19 protein-coding genes are annotated in these 16,407 nt (G+C 63.4%); 6 read left to right on the top strand and 13 right to left on the bottom strand.

Annotated elements, in window-relative coordinates:
• Positions 1-28: 28 nt before the first annotated feature.
• Positions 29-898, top strand: coding sequence for a 1,4-dihydroxy-2-naphthoate polyprenyltransferase (locus ACKAMS_RS01600; RefSeq protein ID WP_019744341.1), 870 nt, complete (start codon positions 29-31; stop codon positions 896-898).
• A 12-nt stretch (positions 899-910) separates the two neighbouring features.
• Here ACKAMS_RS01600 and ACKAMS_RS01595 read toward each other — a convergent pair whose 3' ends face one another.
• The 4 genes from ACKAMS_RS01595 to ACKAMS_RS01580 are packed head-to-tail and all read right to left on the bottom strand — an operon-like array spanning position 911 to position 2,953.
• Positions 911-1,291: a phage holin family protein gene (locus ACKAMS_RS01595; RefSeq protein WP_003941998.1), complete on the bottom strand. Its 381-nt coding sequence runs from the start codon at positions 1,289-1,291 to the stop codon at positions 911-913.
• A gap of 49 nt (positions 1,292-1,340) precedes the next feature.
• Positions 1,341-1,904: a Clp protease N-terminal domain-containing protein gene (locus ACKAMS_RS01590; protein ID WP_408988519.1), complete on the bottom strand. Its 564-nt coding sequence runs from the start codon at positions 1,902-1,904 to the stop codon at positions 1,341-1,343.
• A 5-nt stretch (positions 1,905-1,909) separates the two neighbouring features.
• Positions 1,910-2,161, bottom strand: a complete 252-nt coding sequence (locus ACKAMS_RS01585) for an HTH domain-containing protein (protein ID WP_003941869.1) — start codon at positions 2,159-2,161, stop codon at positions 1,910-1,912.
• A gap of 54 nt (positions 2,162-2,215) precedes the next feature.
• Positions 2,216-2,953, bottom strand: coding sequence for a 1-acyl-sn-glycerol-3-phosphate acyltransferase (locus tag ACKAMS_RS01580; protein ID WP_003941959.1), 738 nt, complete (start codon positions 2,951-2,953; stop codon positions 2,216-2,218).
• Positions 2,954-3,075: 122 nt separating this feature from the next.
• On the opposite strand from ACKAMS_RS01580, the gene ACKAMS_RS01575 reads away from it, so the two are divergent.
• Positions 3,076-3,699, top strand: coding sequence for a GNAT family N-acetyltransferase (locus ACKAMS_RS01575; protein WP_020968948.1), 624 nt, complete (start codon positions 3,076-3,078; stop codon positions 3,697-3,699).
• Here the strand turns inward: ACKAMS_RS01575 and ACKAMS_RS01570 are convergent.
• Positions 3,597-4,700 carry a PLP-dependent cysteine synthase family protein gene (locus tag ACKAMS_RS01570; protein ID WP_408988518.1) on the bottom strand — a complete coding sequence of 368 codons (1,104 nt, stop codon included), beginning with the start codon at positions 4,698-4,700 and terminating at the stop codon, positions 3,597-3,599. The genes ACKAMS_RS01575 and ACKAMS_RS01570 overlap by 103 nt on opposite strands.
• Positions 4,697-5,083 carry a DUF4229 domain-containing protein gene (locus ACKAMS_RS01565; protein ID WP_019744347.1) on the bottom strand — a complete coding sequence of 129 codons (387 nt, stop codon included), beginning with the start codon at positions 5,081-5,083 and terminating at the stop codon, positions 4,697-4,699. The genes ACKAMS_RS01570 and ACKAMS_RS01565 overlap by 4 nt, the downstream gene beginning before the upstream one ends.
• A 291-nt stretch (positions 5,084-5,374) precedes the next feature.
• Here ACKAMS_RS01565 and ACKAMS_RS01560 point away from each other — a divergent pair, with 291 nt between their 5' ends.
• Together ACKAMS_RS01560 and ACKAMS_RS01555 are read left to right on the top strand one after the other, a co-directional pair.
• Positions 5,375-5,587, top strand: coding sequence for a BldC family transcriptional regulator (locus ACKAMS_RS01560; RefSeq protein WP_003942029.1), 213 nt, complete (start codon positions 5,375-5,377; stop codon positions 5,585-5,587).
• Positions 5,588-5,751: 164 nt separating this feature from the next.
• Positions 5,752-5,958, top strand: a complete 207-nt coding sequence (locus ACKAMS_RS01555; RefSeq protein ID WP_019744349.1) for a hypothetical protein — start codon at positions 5,752-5,754, stop codon at positions 5,956-5,958.
• Positions 5,959-5,983: 25 nt separating this feature from the next.
• On the opposite strand, the gene ACKAMS_RS01550 is transcribed toward ACKAMS_RS01555, so the two are convergent.
• The 7 genes from ACKAMS_RS01550 to hemL form a co-directional block, all read right to left on the bottom strand.
• The gene (locus ACKAMS_RS01550; protein WP_408988543.1) at positions 5,984-7,327 is read right to left on the bottom strand and encodes an AAA family ATPase; all 1,344 of its coding nucleotides are present in this window, start codon (positions 7,325-7,327) and stop codon (positions 5,984-5,986) included.
• A 469-nt stretch (positions 7,328-7,796) separates the two neighbouring features.
• A complete protein-coding gene (ccsB, locus tag ACKAMS_RS01545; RefSeq protein ID WP_047889757.1) occupies positions 7,797-8,759 on the bottom strand; it encodes a c-type cytochrome biogenesis protein CcsB in 963 nt (320 codons plus the stop codon).
• A complete protein-coding gene (locus ACKAMS_RS01540; RefSeq protein ID WP_021333939.1) occupies positions 8,756-10,420 on the bottom strand; it encodes a cytochrome c biogenesis protein ResB in 1,665 nt (554 codons plus the stop codon). The genes ccsB and ACKAMS_RS01540 overlap by 4 nt, the downstream gene beginning before the upstream one ends.
• Positions 10,417-11,265, bottom strand: a complete 849-nt coding sequence (locus ACKAMS_RS01535; RefSeq protein ID WP_019744353.1) for a cytochrome c biogenesis CcdA family protein — start codon at positions 11,263-11,265, stop codon at positions 10,417-10,419. The genes ACKAMS_RS01540 and ACKAMS_RS01535 overlap by 4 nt, the downstream gene beginning before the upstream one ends.
• A 2-nt stretch (positions 11,266-11,267) precedes the next feature.
• Entirely contained in the window at positions 11,268-11,873 is a 606-nt protein-coding gene (locus tag ACKAMS_RS01530) for a TlpA disulfide reductase family protein (RefSeq protein WP_003942071.1), read from the bottom strand.
• Positions 11,870-12,529, bottom strand: coding sequence for a histidine phosphatase family protein (locus ACKAMS_RS01525; RefSeq protein WP_003941868.1), 660 nt, complete (start codon positions 12,527-12,529; stop codon positions 11,870-11,872). The genes ACKAMS_RS01530 and ACKAMS_RS01525 overlap by 4 nt, the downstream gene beginning before the upstream one ends.
• Positions 12,530-12,596: 67 nt before the next feature.
• Positions 12,597-13,922 (bottom strand): glutamate-1-semialdehyde 2,1-aminomutase, encoded by a 1,326-nt coding sequence (gene hemL / locus ACKAMS_RS01520; protein WP_283384609.1) that lies wholly within the window; start codon positions 13,920-13,922, stop codon positions 12,597-12,599.
• 110 nt (positions 13,923-14,032) lie between these two features.
• Here hemL and ACKAMS_RS01515 point away from each other — a divergent pair, with 110 nt between their 5' ends.
• Together ACKAMS_RS01515 and ACKAMS_RS01510 are read left to right on the top strand one after the other, a co-directional pair.
• The gene (locus tag ACKAMS_RS01515) at positions 14,033-14,380 is read left to right on the top strand and encodes a hypothetical protein (protein ID WP_007735283.1); all 348 of its coding nucleotides are present in this window, start codon (positions 14,033-14,035) and stop codon (positions 14,378-14,380) included.
• A gap of 59 nt (positions 14,381-14,439) precedes the next feature.
• Positions 14,440-16,371 (top strand): acyl-CoA dehydrogenase, encoded by a 1,932-nt coding sequence (locus tag ACKAMS_RS01510; RefSeq protein ID WP_408988517.1) that lies wholly within the window; start codon positions 14,440-14,442, stop codon positions 16,369-16,371.
• Positions 16,372-16,407 lie beyond the last annotated feature (36 nt).

The raw sequence follows: 16,407 nt of genomic DNA, 5'->3' as shown, positions 1-16,407 counted from the left end.
TCGTATTGCACAGTGCAAAGATCGTTGTATGGCAACAGCTGCTCAATGGATCGAAGGCGCGAGGCCGCGCACACTCCCGAACGCGATTGCGCCCGTGCTGGTCGGCACCGGAGCCGCGGCGTCCCTGGACCTCGCAGTGTGGTGGAAGGCGCTCCTGGCACTGATCGTCTCCTTGGCCTTGATCGTCGGGGTGAATTTCGCGAACGACTACTCCGACGGAATCCGCGGAACGGACGACGACCGCGTCGGGCCACTGCGCTTGGTCGGATCGAAGTTGGTCAGTCCCGGAGCTGTGAAGGCCGCAGCGATCAGCTGCTTCACCGTTGCCGCGGTAGCCGGGTTCGTTCTGGCGGCGACCACAGCCTGGTGGCTGGTTGCGGTCGGCGTGTTCTGCATCATCGGTGCCTGGTTCTACACCGGCGGCAAGAAGCCGTACGGATACAGCGGGTTCGGCGAGATCGCCGTGTTCATCTTCTTCGGGCTGATCGCAGTGCTGGGAACTCAATTCGTACAGGCCGAACGGGTGGATCTGGCCGGGCTGGCCGGCGCGATCGCCATCGGCTCGTTCTCGAGCGCGGTGCTCGTTGCCAACAATCTTCGAGACATCCCGACCGACACCGAGTCCGGAAAGATCACTCTCGCAGTCCGGCTCGGCGACGCGAAGACCCGCACGCTGCACGTGATCCTGCTGGCCGTCCCGTTCGTCGCGACCTTGCTGCTGATCCTGCGTACTCCGTGGGCATTGCTCGGATTGCTGGCGTTGCCACTGGCAATCCGAGCCAACGCCCCACTGCGTTCCGGCGGTCAGGGTATGGCCCTGATCCCCGCGTTGCGCGACACCGGACTCGCCATGCTCGTCTGGGGTGCCGCGACCGCAGTTGCGCTCAGTCTCGCCTGAACGTCGACGGACTCAACGGTTGTCGGGGACGAACGCGCTGAGCAGAAAGTTCACGATCGAGATGATCAGCGCGCCCCAGACTGCCGTCCAGAAGCCGTCGACCGTCAAGCCGTAGGACGTACCGGACGAGATCCACGCCGTCAGCATCAGCATCAGGGCGTTGATCACCAGCGTGAACAGTCCGAGGGTCAGGATGAGCAGCGGTAGTGAGAGAAGCTGCACTACCGGCTTGATGAAGGCGTTGACCACCGTGAAGATCAAAGCGATCACCGCGATCACGAGAACCGTGCCCCAGGTGCCGTTGTCGTGGTTGGCGATCGTGATGCCGGTGACCCACGCCGACGCCAGCCAGATGGCTATGCCGTTGATGATGAGACGTGCCAGAAATGTCATGTCTGAATGCTGGCACATCCCGCCCCGTGCATGCGGAGCCGTGCCGAATCTAGGCGGCGCGATTCATCTTCGCTTCCAAGCGCTCACGGATCACCGACATCGTGACCTGCGTTTCGAGGGCCTGACGGGTAGGCCCGTCGGCGACACGCAGGATGCCGAGCAGAATGTGTTCGGCACCGATTCGATTGTCCTTGTGCGCGAGCGCTTCACGAAGCGAGAGTTCCAACACCTTCTTGGAGTCCTTCTCGAATCGTGAACGAGGGAACCCAAATCGACTCTTGCGAGAAGTGTCGACGCCGTCCGGCACAGGAGTCTCGTCCAGCACACCTTCGCCGAAGGACTGCTCGAGACTCTCCCGAACCGCATCGAGATCGATGCCGATCGACTTGAGCATCTCGGCGTCGTCGAAATTGTTCGAGCTACCTTCGTTCGATCCAGCGCCGGCGTGGCGGATCACGTCGAGGGAGACACCGGACTCGGTGAGCACCTCGGTGGCGATGCCCCGATCAGAGGTGAGCAGCGCGGTCAGAAGTTCCATCGGCGTGACCGGACCGGATCCGGCGACAGCATCGACAACGACGCCACGAGCCTGTGCGGAGAACCTTTCGAACATGGCAATTACCTGCCCTTCTCGCGCAGTGAACGCAGCATCGATTCCGACTGCGCGGACGCGTATTTCTTGTGGACGGCTTGACGGCTGACCTCGAGAGCTTCCGCGATCGCCTGCCAGGACCATCCGTGACGGCGCGCGTTGGCGACCTGAATGGCCTCGAGTTTTTCGAGTAGACGACGCAGCGCTCGAACAGCACGCAATCCCTCGGTGGGATCCGGGCTACCGGCGGCAGCAGCGAGAGAGGTTGCTTCGGTCATGATGTCAATTTAGGTTGACAACCGAAATCTGTCAACCAAAATTGACAGGCACGCCTAGTATCCGGCGACGGCTCCGTTCACTGCCACCTGCAAGTCGGCCTGCACAGTTCGGGCGATATCCATCGGCTTGTCCGGAAGTTCGGTCACCGGCATTCCGACAAAGACACTCGCAGCCTTGACGTCGCCGGCCACCGGACCGTAATTGATGCCGATCGACACCAGGGCCGGTGAGCAGCCCAACTTCTCGGCGCGCGCGACGATGTGGCCGATTCCGCTGTTGACGTGCTGCAGCCGCGTCGGGTCTTCGGTGTTGCACGTCCCTTCCGGGAAAATCGCCAGACAGTCCCCGTTGCCCAGCCGCTCGGCCGCGACGTCCATCATCACTCGGCCGGCATCCGAAACAGCCCGGAGGCCGTAGTTCTTGCTGCGAAAAACCGGGATGCTGCCCATCATGTCGACCTTCTTGCGCTGTGAAGGATCAACGAAGAGTTCGTCTTTGGCGAGGACCCGGGTCCGTCCGATCACTCGACGCAACGGAGTACGCCACGCGGTCGCCGCGAGCGTGAACTGGTCGCTCTCGGTCAGATGATTGACTGCCACGACCAACTGCGTCTTTCGTTCCAGCAGAGTCTTCAGCGCCGCTTCCGCACCCGGCGCGTACCTCACTCGCGGGCGGTACTTCAGCGCCAACGCGGCATAAGCGAGCTTCGCCACAAATCGGTTCTGCTGATGACTGCGGTAGTACTCGTACACAGCCTCGTAATTGTCGAGTGAAACTTCAGGATTGCCCATGATCCGCCCTCGCTGGAGAAGTGCCCCTTGACCAAACGATACACAACCTACGGTTGCGTAGGTTTGCGTTACAGAAGGCGTAGCGCTGGGAGAAACTCCACTCTCGAGGTAAAACGGTTTCTGTGATCCGCTCGGCCATATCCACCGACCTACCCGCACTGCAACAGATCGAGATCGCCGCGGGCGAACCGTTCCGAGACATCGGGATGGACGCCATCGCAGACGATCCACCGCCGACGCTCGACGAGTTGAACGATTTTCTCGCAGCCGAGCACATCTGGGTTCAGACCGACGCAAACGACGTACCCGTTGCGTACGCGCTCGTCGAGATCGTGGACGGCGGTGCACATATCGAACAGGTTTCCGTTCACCCCGATCATGCCCGCAAGGGCCTCGGAGCTCAGCTGATCGACGCCGTCACCGAATGGGCGGCGGACCATCACCACGATCTCGTGACTCTGACGACGTTCGTCGACGTTCCGTGGAACGCGCCGTACTACGAGCGACTCGGGTTCGTGCGTCTGGCCGAGAACACGCTCTCTCCCGGCCTGATACGCATCAGAACGGACGAGCAGTCGTCCGGGCTGGACGCCTGGCCGCGGGTGACGATGAGCCGCCCGTCACACGGTCCGGCGCCGGCGATTCAGGAACTGGCCGTCCACGCACCCGAACGGACGAACTCGTCCAACACTGCCGTCGGACCGAGCAGGTCGATCCCTTCCGACGCCACCCATTCGTCGTTGTAGTACGTGCCCGAGTAACGCTCTCCGCCGTCGCACAGCAGCGTGACGACGCTGCCGCTGCGCCCGGCTGCCATCATCTCGGCAATCAACGCAAAAGCTCCCCACAGGTTCGTCCCCGTCGAGCCACCTACTTTGCGCCCCAGGGCTGTGCTGGCGTGCCGGGCGGCTGCGATCGAGCCTGCGTCCGGCACCTTGATCATTCGGTCGACCACCTGACCGACAAACGACGGTTCGACGCGCGGACGGCCGATGCCCTCGATCCGGGAACCCCGTGTACCGACGATCGACGGATCGCTCGCTCGCCACGCGTCGAAGAACACGGAGTGCTCCGGATCTACCACGCACAGCCCCGTGTCGAATTTCCGATAGCGAAGAAAGCGGCCGATCGTGGCGCCGGTTCCGCCCGTCCCGGCTCCGGCGACCACCCAGTCGGGAATCGGATGTTCCTCGTGCTCGAGCTGAGTGAAGATCGATTCGGCGATGTTGTTGTTTCCACGCCAGTCCGTCGCGCGCTCGGCGTGGGTGAACTGGTCCATGTAGTGACCGTTCAACTCACTCGCGAGCCGATGTGATTCCGAGTAGATCGAGGACGGATCGCTCACGAAATGACAACGTCCGCCCTGCGCCTCGATCAGTGCGATCTTGGCGGGACTCGTGCTCGCGGGCATCACCGCGACAAAATCCAGGCCGAGCAACTTCGCGAAATACGCCTCGCTGACAGCCGTCGAACCTGACGACGCTTCGATGACGGTGGTCTCTTCGGTAACCCAGCCGTTGCAGATCGCGTAGAGGAAAAGCGACCGTGCGAGTCGATGCTTGAGACTTCCCGTGATGTGGGTCGACTCGTCCTTCAGATAGAGCTGGACGGTCCAGTTACTCGGCAGCGGATAGCGCAGTAGGTGAGTGTCCGCGCTGCGTTGCGCGTCGGCTTCGATCAGCCGCACCGCGTTGTCGACCCACTGGCGCGAGGTCCGACGGTCGACGTCGAGCGACTCCGTGGTCACCGCCCGTCTCCGCGCAGCTTGGAGCGAAGATCGTCACGATCGGACCGACGCTGGGCGTCGACCGCCGCGATGCCCGCATTGACACGCTTGCGCAGTTTCGCGAAGAGCAGCAGCGACAGCGGCAGCGCGATCAGAACTGCGAACAGTGCCGCGACGATCAGGGGAACGTCGGTGCCGGCGAGCTTTCCGCCACCGATGATGACGGCACCGATCACGACGACAAGCAGCAGCCGAGCGACCGAGTACAGCACCACGTCGCGGGCCAGTTGACCCTTGGTCACCGGCCCGGCAGCCGACTTTGCTTGCCCAGAGTTTGCGGAGGGTTTACTGGCCTTGACCGGCTCAGAAGGAACATTTTCGGGGTTTTCAGACAACTGACTCACCCTCTCAGGTTACCCATTCCGAATACGGGTGGGACTGAGCCCGCTATATCCATTTTGTCCTTTACTTAAACATTACTTTATCTTGAAAGATCGACTACCCGGCTATATCTGTGCAAACATTGCGCTACCACTCAGAAAACGGTCGAATGTGAGCGAAGGACTTCGAAACAAACTCGACGCAGGTTTTTGGCAACTGGTCGACACAACGGTTCGGAACCAAAGTTCGGAATCACTGCTCGGTTCGGAATCACTGTTCGTCAAACGTTCGACATCAACATGGAGGACCTCACAATGAGCGCACCAACCTTCAATACCGCCGCAGACGCACTCATGACGCCCGGACAGGTAGCGGCATTGTTTCATGTCGATCCCAAGACCGTGACCCGCTGGGCACACGCCGGACGACTGGGCTCGCTTCGCACACCAGGAGGACATCGTCGATTCCGTGAGACCGAGGTCATGCAGCTTCTGCGCTCGCTGACCACCGAAGCGGACAACAACTGAGCAACTTCAGCTCACGTCGAAGTACATGTAGTACCCGACAGATCTTGCAGGACCCGACAGATACAGCACTAGCGCACCGAGCCGAAACGCTTGTCCGCACCACTTCTGGTGAAGCGGGCCGGAGACTGAGTAGGCTCGACTTCAGTTCCCTGAGGAGGTGCGCCGTGTTGTATCTGTTGGCGTTGGTGGGTTTGGTGACATTGATCGTTCTGATGTGGAAGGCGTTCGGGCCCGATCCGTCTACGCGTACCCCGGTGAGCGGCGTACGCGGGCCGGACGACGATCCCGAATTCCTGTGGAATGTGAACCAGCAAACACGACGCAAGCGCACGGAAGGGCCGGACGTACCGCCGACTGACACGTCGACGTAGCGTCCGGGCTCACCCGGCTATCCGATTACCGCCCCGGCAACGCGAACGGGGAGGCCGGAAAGTCCTGCGCAACCACGGCAGCCAACTCCAGCACCGCTTCCCGAGTACCTGGACGCAGCCGGTCCAGATCGATTTCGGCGCCCTCTTCCAAATGCGGATCGAACGGAATCAGTCTCACCGCTCGACAGCGCTGCTCGAAATGCTCGACGACCCGGGGCAGATCAACCTTGCCCGAGCGAGGCCGTACCGCGTTGATGACGGCTACGGACGTGGCGACCAGCCTGCTGTAACCGTGAGCGTCGAGCCAATCAAGTGTCGCGGAGGCGCTACGTGCACCGTCGACAGATCCGGAACTGACGACGATCAACGAATCTGCACCTTCGAGAATGGCCTGCATCGCCGAGTGCATCAATCCGGTGCCGCAGTCGGTCAGAACTATGCTGTAGAACTTCTCGAGCATGTCGACCGTGCGCGTGTAGTCCCCGCCGCTGAAGGCCTCTGAAACTGCTGGATCACTGTCGGATGCAAGCACTTCGAGACGGTGGCGATTCTGCGATGTGTAGCCGCGGACGTCGCTGTACTTCTCGATACTGTTCTCGTCGCGCAACAGGTTTCGCACTGTTGCCGGAGTTTCGAGCGGGATCTTCTGGCTCAGCGTTCCCCGGTCGGGGTTTGCATCGACAGCGACGACGCGATCGCCGCGGATCGAGCCGAACATCGACCCAAGTGTCGCAGTGGTCGTGGTTTTTCCGACGCCACCTTTGAGACTGAGCACCGCAACCTTGTAGCAGCCCTGCAGCGGCTGGTTGATCTGGCGCGTCAACTCGACGAGGTGCTGCTCCTTTGCACCGTTTCCGAGGTTCACCGATCGGCCGGACAACGTGTACAGCGCCTTGCGCCAGCCACCCACCGGGGCAGGCCGGACAGGCCGCTTGACGAGGAGCGCAGCCGAGAGATCTTGCGCAGTCATCGGGAGAGCCGACTCGAAGCGACTGTCCGGAGCCGAGTTGAATCCGCTCTGCGGCATCGGAGCGCGAGTAGGTGGCGCTGTCGGCGGGGCCATCGGCATGGCCTGACCATTCTGGAGGGCGTGGCCGTTCTGCACCGGCGCAGCGCCGAGGTGCCCGAACTGCCGAATCACGGGATTTGGCGGATGCACGCCGGGCGCAAAAGGCGCCTGCGGGTGCTGGAGCGGTCTCGCGGATCCATGCGCGGTCGGACTGGGCTGCGAATTCTGGACAGGCAGCGAATTCTGGACAGGCAGCGGATTCTGGACAGGCTGCGAATTCTGGACAGGCTGCGGAGCGCCAGTTCGCGAATCCGGAACCGACCCTGCACGATTCGTAGGTTCGTAGGTCTGCATCGGCATCGCGGGCGAGGTCGAGAACTGGCCGTTGATCGGGCCGGGCTGTGCTGCCGGATACTGGATGACCGGAGTCTTGGGACCTGGTACCGGCGCCGCCGGAGCCGCTGGGGTCGTCGCCGGCGGCGGAGCGGCGGGTGCACTGGGCGCCTGGCCGGCGACTTGCTGGAGCGGGCCGGAGTCGACCGGGGCCACGAAGAGACTGCGAACATCACTGGGAACCGAGTCGGATGACAGCTCGGGCGCGGATGTGCGTAGCTCGCGCCGCGTCGGCTCGGCAGGACGCACCGGCTCCCACAATCCTGCTCCGGCGTCTTCGATCTTGTCGGCCATCTCGCAGTTCCCCCTCGTCGATCCCGCAGCTACCAGACAGCTAGTAATTCACCAAGCTGCATCGTAGCTGGCGCCGCCCCTGACTTACCCACCGGTAATACCTACAGACCGGTCGGCAGCCACCCACGGTACCTCGAGAGGATCAGTTGAGTCCCGCGTAGGAGTGCAAGCCGGACACGACCATGTTGATGATGAAGAGATTGAACAGCATCGCAACGAATCCGGCGATGTTGATCCAGGCAGCCTTCGTCTCCCGCCAACCAGACGTTGCCCTCGCGTGCAGGTAGGCCGCGTAGATCACCCAGGCGATGAAGGACATCGTCTCTTTGGGGTCCCAACCCCAGAAGCGTCCCCATGCAGCTTCCGCCCAGATCGCACCGAGGATCACACCTGCGCCGAACAGCGGAAACGCGATGATCGTGCTCTTGTATGCCAAGCGGTCGAGCGTCTGGGCATCCGGCAGTCGCTCTGCGATCCGGCCGCCGATGCTCGTGCCTTCGTCACCGGGCGGGAACTTCAGTCGCAACAGGAACAGGAGGCTGGCGATACCGCCGATCATGAAGATGCCGGAGCCGACGCTGACGATCGTCACGTGAATCGGCAGCCAGTACGAGCGCAGCGCCGGAACCACGGGAGCCGCGTCGGCGTAGAGAACCGTGCCGGCGAGGAACATCAAGATCAGAACCGGTACCAGCAGGAAGACCCACATCGGACGGTACGCCGGCTTGATCAGCAGGACGTGCCCGACCAGCAACGACGCCGCACACGCCATCGCCACGAATTCGTACATGTTGCCGAGTGGGAATCGTTCCGTCGCAAATCCGCGGAGCACGATCGACGCGAAGATCAGTACCGTTCCGACAACCAAGACAGCTCGGCCCATTCCGCCGAATCGCTCCGAGAGCGACTTGGTCGGAGTCTCCGCGACCCTGCCAGGCACGGACGCGTCGACTCCGCCGGCGGTGACCAGTTCCTTGTCCTGAACCGCCTTTGCTCTGGCCGACGCGTACTGCACGATGAGCAGCACAAACGCCAGCACAAGCACGGTGAAGGCGGACTTGAAGGCCCAGTCGCTGTACTGCGCGAGTGTCTCGTTGGTTGTCATCGGGCGTTCTCCTGCGCGTGCGGTTGGTTCACCGCGGTGGTCGGATTGCTTTTCAGCAAGCGGTCGGCGAGGCGGTCGAACTCGTCGCCCCATCCTGCGTGGTCGGTGCGGGCAAGCCCACCAAGTTCTACTACAGTACGTCGTTCGTCATCTGGATAGATACGTGCCCAGACGCGGCGACGCTTGATCACGAGCGAGACGAGTAGGCCCGCCATCATGGTCAACGCCGAAACCAACACCCACACCTGAGCGGGATCGTGGGAGACCTGCAGGTTCACGAAGTCGACGGCACCATCGAATCGCACCTGGGTTCCGTCGGCAAGCGTCGCGCTCTCACCCGGGAACAGATTGACTCGGTCCTGCTTGACCAGCCGGCCCTGATTGATCAGTTCGGTGTTGAGCTCGAACAGCGATTGCGGGTTACCGGTATCGAGTCCGGTATCACCCTTGTAGATGTCGATGGCGACTGCCGGATCGTTCATCGCCGGGTAACTCGACGACAGCAGGTTGCCGTGGAACAGCGCTGTGGGCGCGAACAATCCTTCGATGGCAATCTGGTTCTTCCGGCGCTCGTCCGTATCGGGATACATGCCGCCCGGCGGGTCGAAACGCATCGCGCCACTACTCAGGAACGTCGTGGCGTCGTCCGGACGCCACTGGAGCGTCTCGGTGCGGGTCTCACCGTTCGGGAACGTGACGGTGAATGTCGGCGCGTATCCGTGTCCCTGCAGGTACACACGATCGCCGGCGATCCGCAGCGGGTGGTTCACCTGGATGGTCGTGTCCCGCCAGGTATCGGACTCGAGGTCGTCGCCTGCCTGGTACGAGATGTCCGAGGTGAACATCTCGGCCTGACCGGTCTCGAGGTAGTCGGCCTGGAAATTCTTCACACGGACACACAGCGGAGTCATGCCGGTGCCGTCGAGGCTCAGGCCCGCGACGAACGAGTCGAACACTGCCGGCGAAGTCGTGCAGAATCCGGGGCCGTCGTTGGCGATGACGATGCGATTGCCCTCGTAGCCGAACAACTTGCCCGCGGCAATCGCGATCAACAATCCGACCAGGGACAGGTGGAACACGAGGTTGCCGAATTCGCGGAGGTATCCCTTCTCCGCCGAGATGGTGATCTCGCCTTCGCGTCGTGATTTCGTATCGCCGCGACGCGTTTCGACGCGCCACCCACGTAGTTCTTTCGACACACGGGCAGCAAGTTCGTCGGGAGTCTCGCCGTCGACGACGCTCTTGGTGTGGTGCGGCAGGCGAGCAAGATTGCGCGGCGCATTCACCGGACGGGTGCGCAGCGCCTTCGCGTGCTCCACGCAACGCGGCAGGATGCAGCCGACCAGCGAGATGAAGAGCAAAGCGTAGATCGCGGTGAACCAGAAGCTGCTGAACACGTCGAACAGTTCGAGGCGGTCCATCCACGGACCGAGCGTCGGACGCGCGGCGATGTAGTCGGCGACCTTGCCCTCGTTGAGGGTTCGCTGTGGCAGCAGGGCGCCGGGGATCGCAGCGAGTGCGAGGAGGAACAGCAGAACCAGCGCGGTCCGCATCGAGGTGAGCCCGCGCCAGGTGTTGCGCCCGAGTGCAACGACTCGACCGATCACCGACTGCTTCGGCAGCACGGGTGTCGGGTTGTCGTTATTGTCGTCAGCTGTCATATCGGCAGCGTCACCTCCGAGATAAATGCGTCGCGAACCCAGCCGACGAACTGGTCCCACGCGCCTGTGACGAGGGCGATTCCCACTGCCACCAACATGATTCCGCCGAAAATTTGAATGGTGCGTGCATTACGACGCAACCAGCCGACGCCGGTCAGCGCACGCGCCGACCCCAGCGCCAGAAAGATGAACGGCAGGCCGAGTCCGATGCAGTACGCGACGATCAAGGTGACACCGCGCGCGGCGGTCATCCCGTCGGTTCCCGCGGCTACGGACATCACGCCTGCCAACGTCGGCCCGAGGCATGGCGTCCACCCCAGCGCGAACACTCCCCCGAGCAGCGGCGCCCCCACCAGCGACGACACACGACGCGGTTCGAAACGGACGTCTTTCTGCAGCGCCGGGATGAGTCCGATGAACACCAGGCCCATCGCGATCGTGACCACACCGCCCACGCGCATCAGGACCTCGCGGTTGACGAGCAGAGTCGAGATCACGCCGAACACCGACGCGGTCGCGAGAACGAAGACGACGGTGAAGCCGGCGACGAACAATCCGGCCGCACCGGCGACCCTCAGGCGGCTGCTCCGGGTGATCGTCCGGGTCCTCGCCTCGTCGGCGGTGATCGCGGGGGCGTCGGCGCCGACGACGCCGGCCAGGTAGGACAGGTAGCCGGGGACGAGCGGCACGACGCACGGTGAAGCGAACGACACCAGACCGGCGAGCACACAAGCGCCGAGGGCCAGCAGAAGCGGACCGGACGACGCCGCGTTCTGAAACGCTTCGCCCACACCGGCACTCAGTGTGTCGCTGCCTGCCAGCAGCGTGGTGGTCGTGGTTGTCATCTTTACTGCGCGTCTTCCTGAGCTACTCGCTGGACGACGGGCAGCAAATCCTCGGCGAGAAGTTCTTGGAGGAACACCGCGGCAACGCGATGCTGGCGGTCCAGGACGATCGTCGTCGGAATGACCGACGTGGGGTAGCCGTCACCGAGGGCGATCAGCGAACGCATCGACGGGTCGTAGATCGACGGGTACGAGACCTTGTTGTCGACCACGAAGTCCTGCGCTTTGTTCTTGGTGTCGTCGCGGACGTTGATGCCGAGGAACTGCACGCCCGAATCCTTGGTCTGCTCGTAGACCTGTTCCAGGTCGTCGGCTTCGGCGCGGCACGGCCCGCACCACTGACCCCAGACGTTGAGGACGACGACCTTGCCCTCGAAGTCGTCGACGCCGACCTTCTGACCTTCGTTCATCAGATCGGGCCCGGAGAGCTTGCCGATGGTGCCGCGGTCGGACGGTGGATCGTAGAAGATCTTGGTCTGCCCGCCCGGTGAGACGAAGTCGAAAGTTCCGCCCTGTGCGACGGCGTCGTCGCCGGTCGCGCAGGACGAGAGAAGAAGCATCGCCGACGCAGCGGCTGCGAATGCTGCGGCGATGCGGCGCGAAATCATGCTCCTGTCACTCTCGGGTCGGAGGCACCGGCAGGTTCGGAGTAGACGATGTCGACCAGGGTGTCGCCTTCGTAGACCAGTGAGGTCAACGAGGCCAGTCCACACTGACGGTGACGGGGATCGTGCCAGAGACGCTCGCCCTGCAGGAATCGACGCAGTGTCCAGACCGGAAGCTGATGGCTGACTACGACGGCTTCGTGTCCGACTGCCGCGACGCGTGCGGCGTTGACGGCTGCGAGCATGCGATGAGCGATCTGCAGGTAGGGCTCGCCCCAGGACGGGGTGAACGGGTCACGCAATTTCCACCAGTGACGCGGACGTGAGAGCGCACCGTCCCCGACGGCAACCTTGAGACCCTCGAACTCGTTGCCTGCCTCGATGAGGTTTTCGTCGGTGACGATGTCGAGCTTGTGTGCCTCGGCGATCGGCGTCGCGGTCTCTTGTGCGCGCTGCAGCGGCGACGCGACCACGTGGGTGATGTCGTGATCGGCGAGCACCGACGCGACCGCACGAGCCTGGGCTTCGCCCGCCACCGACAACCGGAAACCCGGGAGCCGTCCGTAGAGGATCCCGCGCGGGTTGTGAACTTCGCCGTGGCGAAGGACGTGGACGATGGTGCGGGTGGACGTGTGGTCGGGGTGATCGGCGTCGGTCACAGTCGAGGGTCCTCGCTGAAGAAGATGGATGTCGGAAGCGTGCGGTTGTTGCTCGGACTTGAACGTGTCAGGGCTTGACGGCAGCAGCTGCGGCCTTGGCGGCGTGCGGCATGGCGTCGGCGATGATCGAGAATGCTCGATCGTCGAGTGCAGCGGAGACGAACCACGCTTCGAATGCGCTCGGCGGCGGGTACACGCCGCGGGAGAGCAACGCGTGGAAGAAGGCGGGGAATCGCCAGGTCTGCGCGGCTTTGGCTTCGTCGTAGTTGGTCACCGTGTTCTCGGTGAAGAACACGCTCACCAAGGTTCCGGCGTACTGCACTCGGTGTTCGACGCCTTCGGCGGTGAGGGCTTGGGTCATGAGGTCGCCGAGGGCGGTCGCGTTCCGGCCGAGCTTGGCGTACACCTCGGCGTCGGCGGCGCGCAGACTCGCGAGTCCGGCGGCGACGGCCACGGGGTTACCCGAGAGGGTGCCGGCCTGGTAGACGGGACCGTCCGGCGCGAGGTGGCCCATGATGTCGGCGCGGCCGCCGAAGGCTGCGGCAGGCAGGCCGCCGCTCATGACCTTGCCGAAGGTGTAGAGGTCGCCTGCGACGTTGTCGATGCCGTACCAACCCGAGGCGCTGACGCGGAATCCCGTCATCACCTCGTCCATGATCAGGAGTGCGCCGTGCTCACGGGTGAGACGACGCAGACCCTCGTTGAAACCGGGAATCGGTGCGACGGCGCCCATGTTTCCGGCGGCAGCTTCGGTGATGACGCACGCGATGGCGCCGGGGTTGGCGGCGAACGCCGCGGCGACCGCATCGAGATCGTTGTAGCGCACGACGATGGTGTCTTCGGCTTGAGCGCCGGTCACGCCGGGCGAGGTCGGCAGCCCGAACGTCGCGAGGCCCGATCCGGCGTCGGCGAGAAGGGCGTCGACGTGGCCGTGGTAGCAACCGGAGAACTTGATGATTTTGGTCCGCCCGGTGAATCCGCGGGCGAGGCGGACTGCGCTCATCGTGGCTTCGGTTCCGGAGTTGACCAGGCGAACCTTTTCCACGGGCGCGACGCGGGCGACGATTTCCTCGGCGAGGGCAACTTCGCCTTCGGTCGGCGCACCGAAGGAGAGACCGCCGAGCGCTGCTTCGCGAACGGCTTCGACGACTGCCGGGTGAGCGTGCCCGAGAATCATCGGCCCCCAGGACGACACCAGGTCGACGTAATTGTTCCCGTCGACGTCGGTGAGGGTGTAGCCGGATGCTTCGCGAATGAATCGCGGTGTTCCACCGACCGAACCGAACGCGCGGACGGGCGAGTTGACGCCACCCGGAATCACGTTGCCGGCACGTTCGAAGAGCCGAGCGGAGTTCGTTGCATGCACGTCGGGATCACCGGAAGACACAGTCACGGCTTCCAGTGTCCCAGTTCTGTCGAATCTGACAACGACAGGGTGTAGGACTTCGGTGCTCGAGGCGAGTTTTCCGGTCGAACCGGGCCCCGCGTGAGACGATTCCGAGCATGAAGCGACTGTTGACGACGCTGATGGTCTCGGCTGCGATTCTTCTCACATCGTGTGGTTCGGACGCTTCGAACGACGACAAGGCGACAGTTTCGTCGCCGCCGAGCGCCACAGACTCGGCTCGAACCACCGCGGCAACGAGCACCGACCCGGCGTTTCTCGGCGGGTGTTCGGCAGTGTCCGTCTACGTTCAGCAGCGTGTTCAGAGCGGCGACACGTCGACACAGACAGCGGGCGCCGACTTCCTGAAGATCGTCGAGAACGACCCTTCGTACCAGGCTATGTCCGAGAGCGAGAAGGAACTCTTCCGCCAAGGAATCGAAGCGGGTGCCGCGGGCTCCTGCTGAATGTGAGGTTGGGATCGAACCGGGTTGCCCGCGGTGCGCTACGCGCTATCGTCGGTTCCATGGCCACCACAGCGGACCACCTCAGGACAACACTCGACGGACGCTGGCGGGAGGTGCGTGAGCGCGTTCGCGGCGAATTGAACGACGAACGTTTTGCTCCGCACTACACACCCAACACCGCCATTGCGCGCTCCAAGGCTCTCGAACAGATGCGGGTCCTCGCCGATCTCGGCTACGCCGCAAACGGTTTCGCGGTCTCTCACGGCGGAACGGGCGACGCGGGTGGCGCCGTCACCAGCATCGAGATGCTCGCGATGTCCGACCTCTCACTGATGGTCAAGGCCGGCGTGCAGTGGGGACTGTTCGGCGGCGCCATCGAAAACCTCGGCACCGAGCGTCACCACCAGGCGTACGTCAAGCCGCTGATCGATCTGGACCTGCTCGGTTGCTTTGCGATGACCGAGACCGGTCACGGCAGCGACGTCCAGGAACTCGAAACCACGGCAACCTACGACGTCGAGACGGGCGAGTTCGTCGTCAACTCCCCCACTCCGTCTTCTCGCAAGGACTACATCGGCGGCGCTGCCCAGCACGCCACTGTCGCGGCAGTGTTCGCACAGCTGATCACCGGAGGCGAAAGCCAGGGCGTCCACTGCCTTGTCGTGCCGATTCGTGACGACGCCGGCAACGACCTCCCCGGAGTGACGACGTCCGACTGCGGGCTCAAGGGTGGACTGCCCGGAGTCGACAACGGCCGCATCGTCTTCGACCAGGTCCGCATCCCGCGTGAGAACCTGCTCAACCGTTACGCCGACGTCGCCGAGGACGGCACGTACACTTCGGCGATCGAGAACCCGAACCGTCGGTTCTTCACGATGGTCGGCACATTGGTTCGTGGACGTGTCACCGTCGGTGGTTCGGCGGCAGCGGCCGCCCGCGTGGGATTGGCCATTGCCGGTCGATATGCCCTGCAGCGCAGACAGTTCAGTGCTCCGAAGAGTGACGACGAGGTCCTGATCATGGACTACCTCGTCCACCAGAAGCGTCTGCTGCCGTTGATCGCCCGCTCGTACGCTCTGCAGTTCGCACAGAACGAACTGGTCGCCGCGATGCACGACATTCAGAGCAGCGACGACCCGGACCCGCAGGAGCAGCGCGAACTCGAGGGTCGTGCCGCCGGACTCAAGGCCGCCAACACGTGGCATGCCACTCGGGCGATCCAGGAAGCACGCGAAGCCTGTGGTGGCGCAGGCTATCTCGCCGAGAACCGCCTCACCGCGCTCAAGGCTGACACCGACGTCTTCACCACGTTCGAGGGTGACAACCACGTTCTGACGCAGTTGGTCGCAAAAGAACTCCTCACCTCGTACGCCGACGAAGTCCGCGGCATGAGCCCGGTCGACTGGATGCGCTTCGCGGCTACGACGGTCTCCGACGTGGTCAAGAAGCGCACGGCAGCGCAGCAGATCCTGCAGACGATCGTCGACACTCGCCAGGACAACGAAGAGGACGGCAGCCTCTTCAACCGCGGCACCCAGATGAAGATGTTCGAGGACCGCGAGGAGTACCTACTCGCCACTGCGGCAAGGCGATTGCAGGCAGCGCAGAAACGCGAGGAGAACCCGTTCGACGCGTTCAACTTCGTGCAGGACCACGTACTCAAAGCCGCTCAGGCGCACATCGAGCGCGTCATCCTGGAAGCATTCGTCGCCGGCATCGACTCGTGTGAGGACGAGACCGCAAAGGAACTCTTCGGCGAGGTGTGCGATCTCTACGCACTGTCCGTGATCGAAGAGGACAAGGCCTGGTTCATGGAGCACCGGCATCTGTCGGTGGAGCGTTCGAAGGCCGTGACGCGCGGGATCAACGAGCGGTGCCGCACCCTGCGCCCGCACGTCGAGACGCTGATCGACGGCTTCGGCATCCCGGACATCCTGCTGGGGTCGGCGATGTTGGACGGGCCGGGCACGGACGCCGTACGGCTGAAGTAAACAGTTCGGGTGGGGTCGGCAATCGCCGGCCCCACC

Origin of the sequence: Rhodococcus sp. 5A-K4 (genome assembly GCF_046097995.1) — a bacterium.
In the GTDB taxonomy this organism is placed as follows: Bacteria; Actinomycetota; Actinomycetes; order Mycobacteriales; family Mycobacteriaceae; genus Rhodococcus_F; species Rhodococcus_F erythropolis.
The sequence above is the reverse complement of the archived record's forward strand: the minus strand, read 5'-3'. Positions and strand labels throughout refer to the sequence as shown.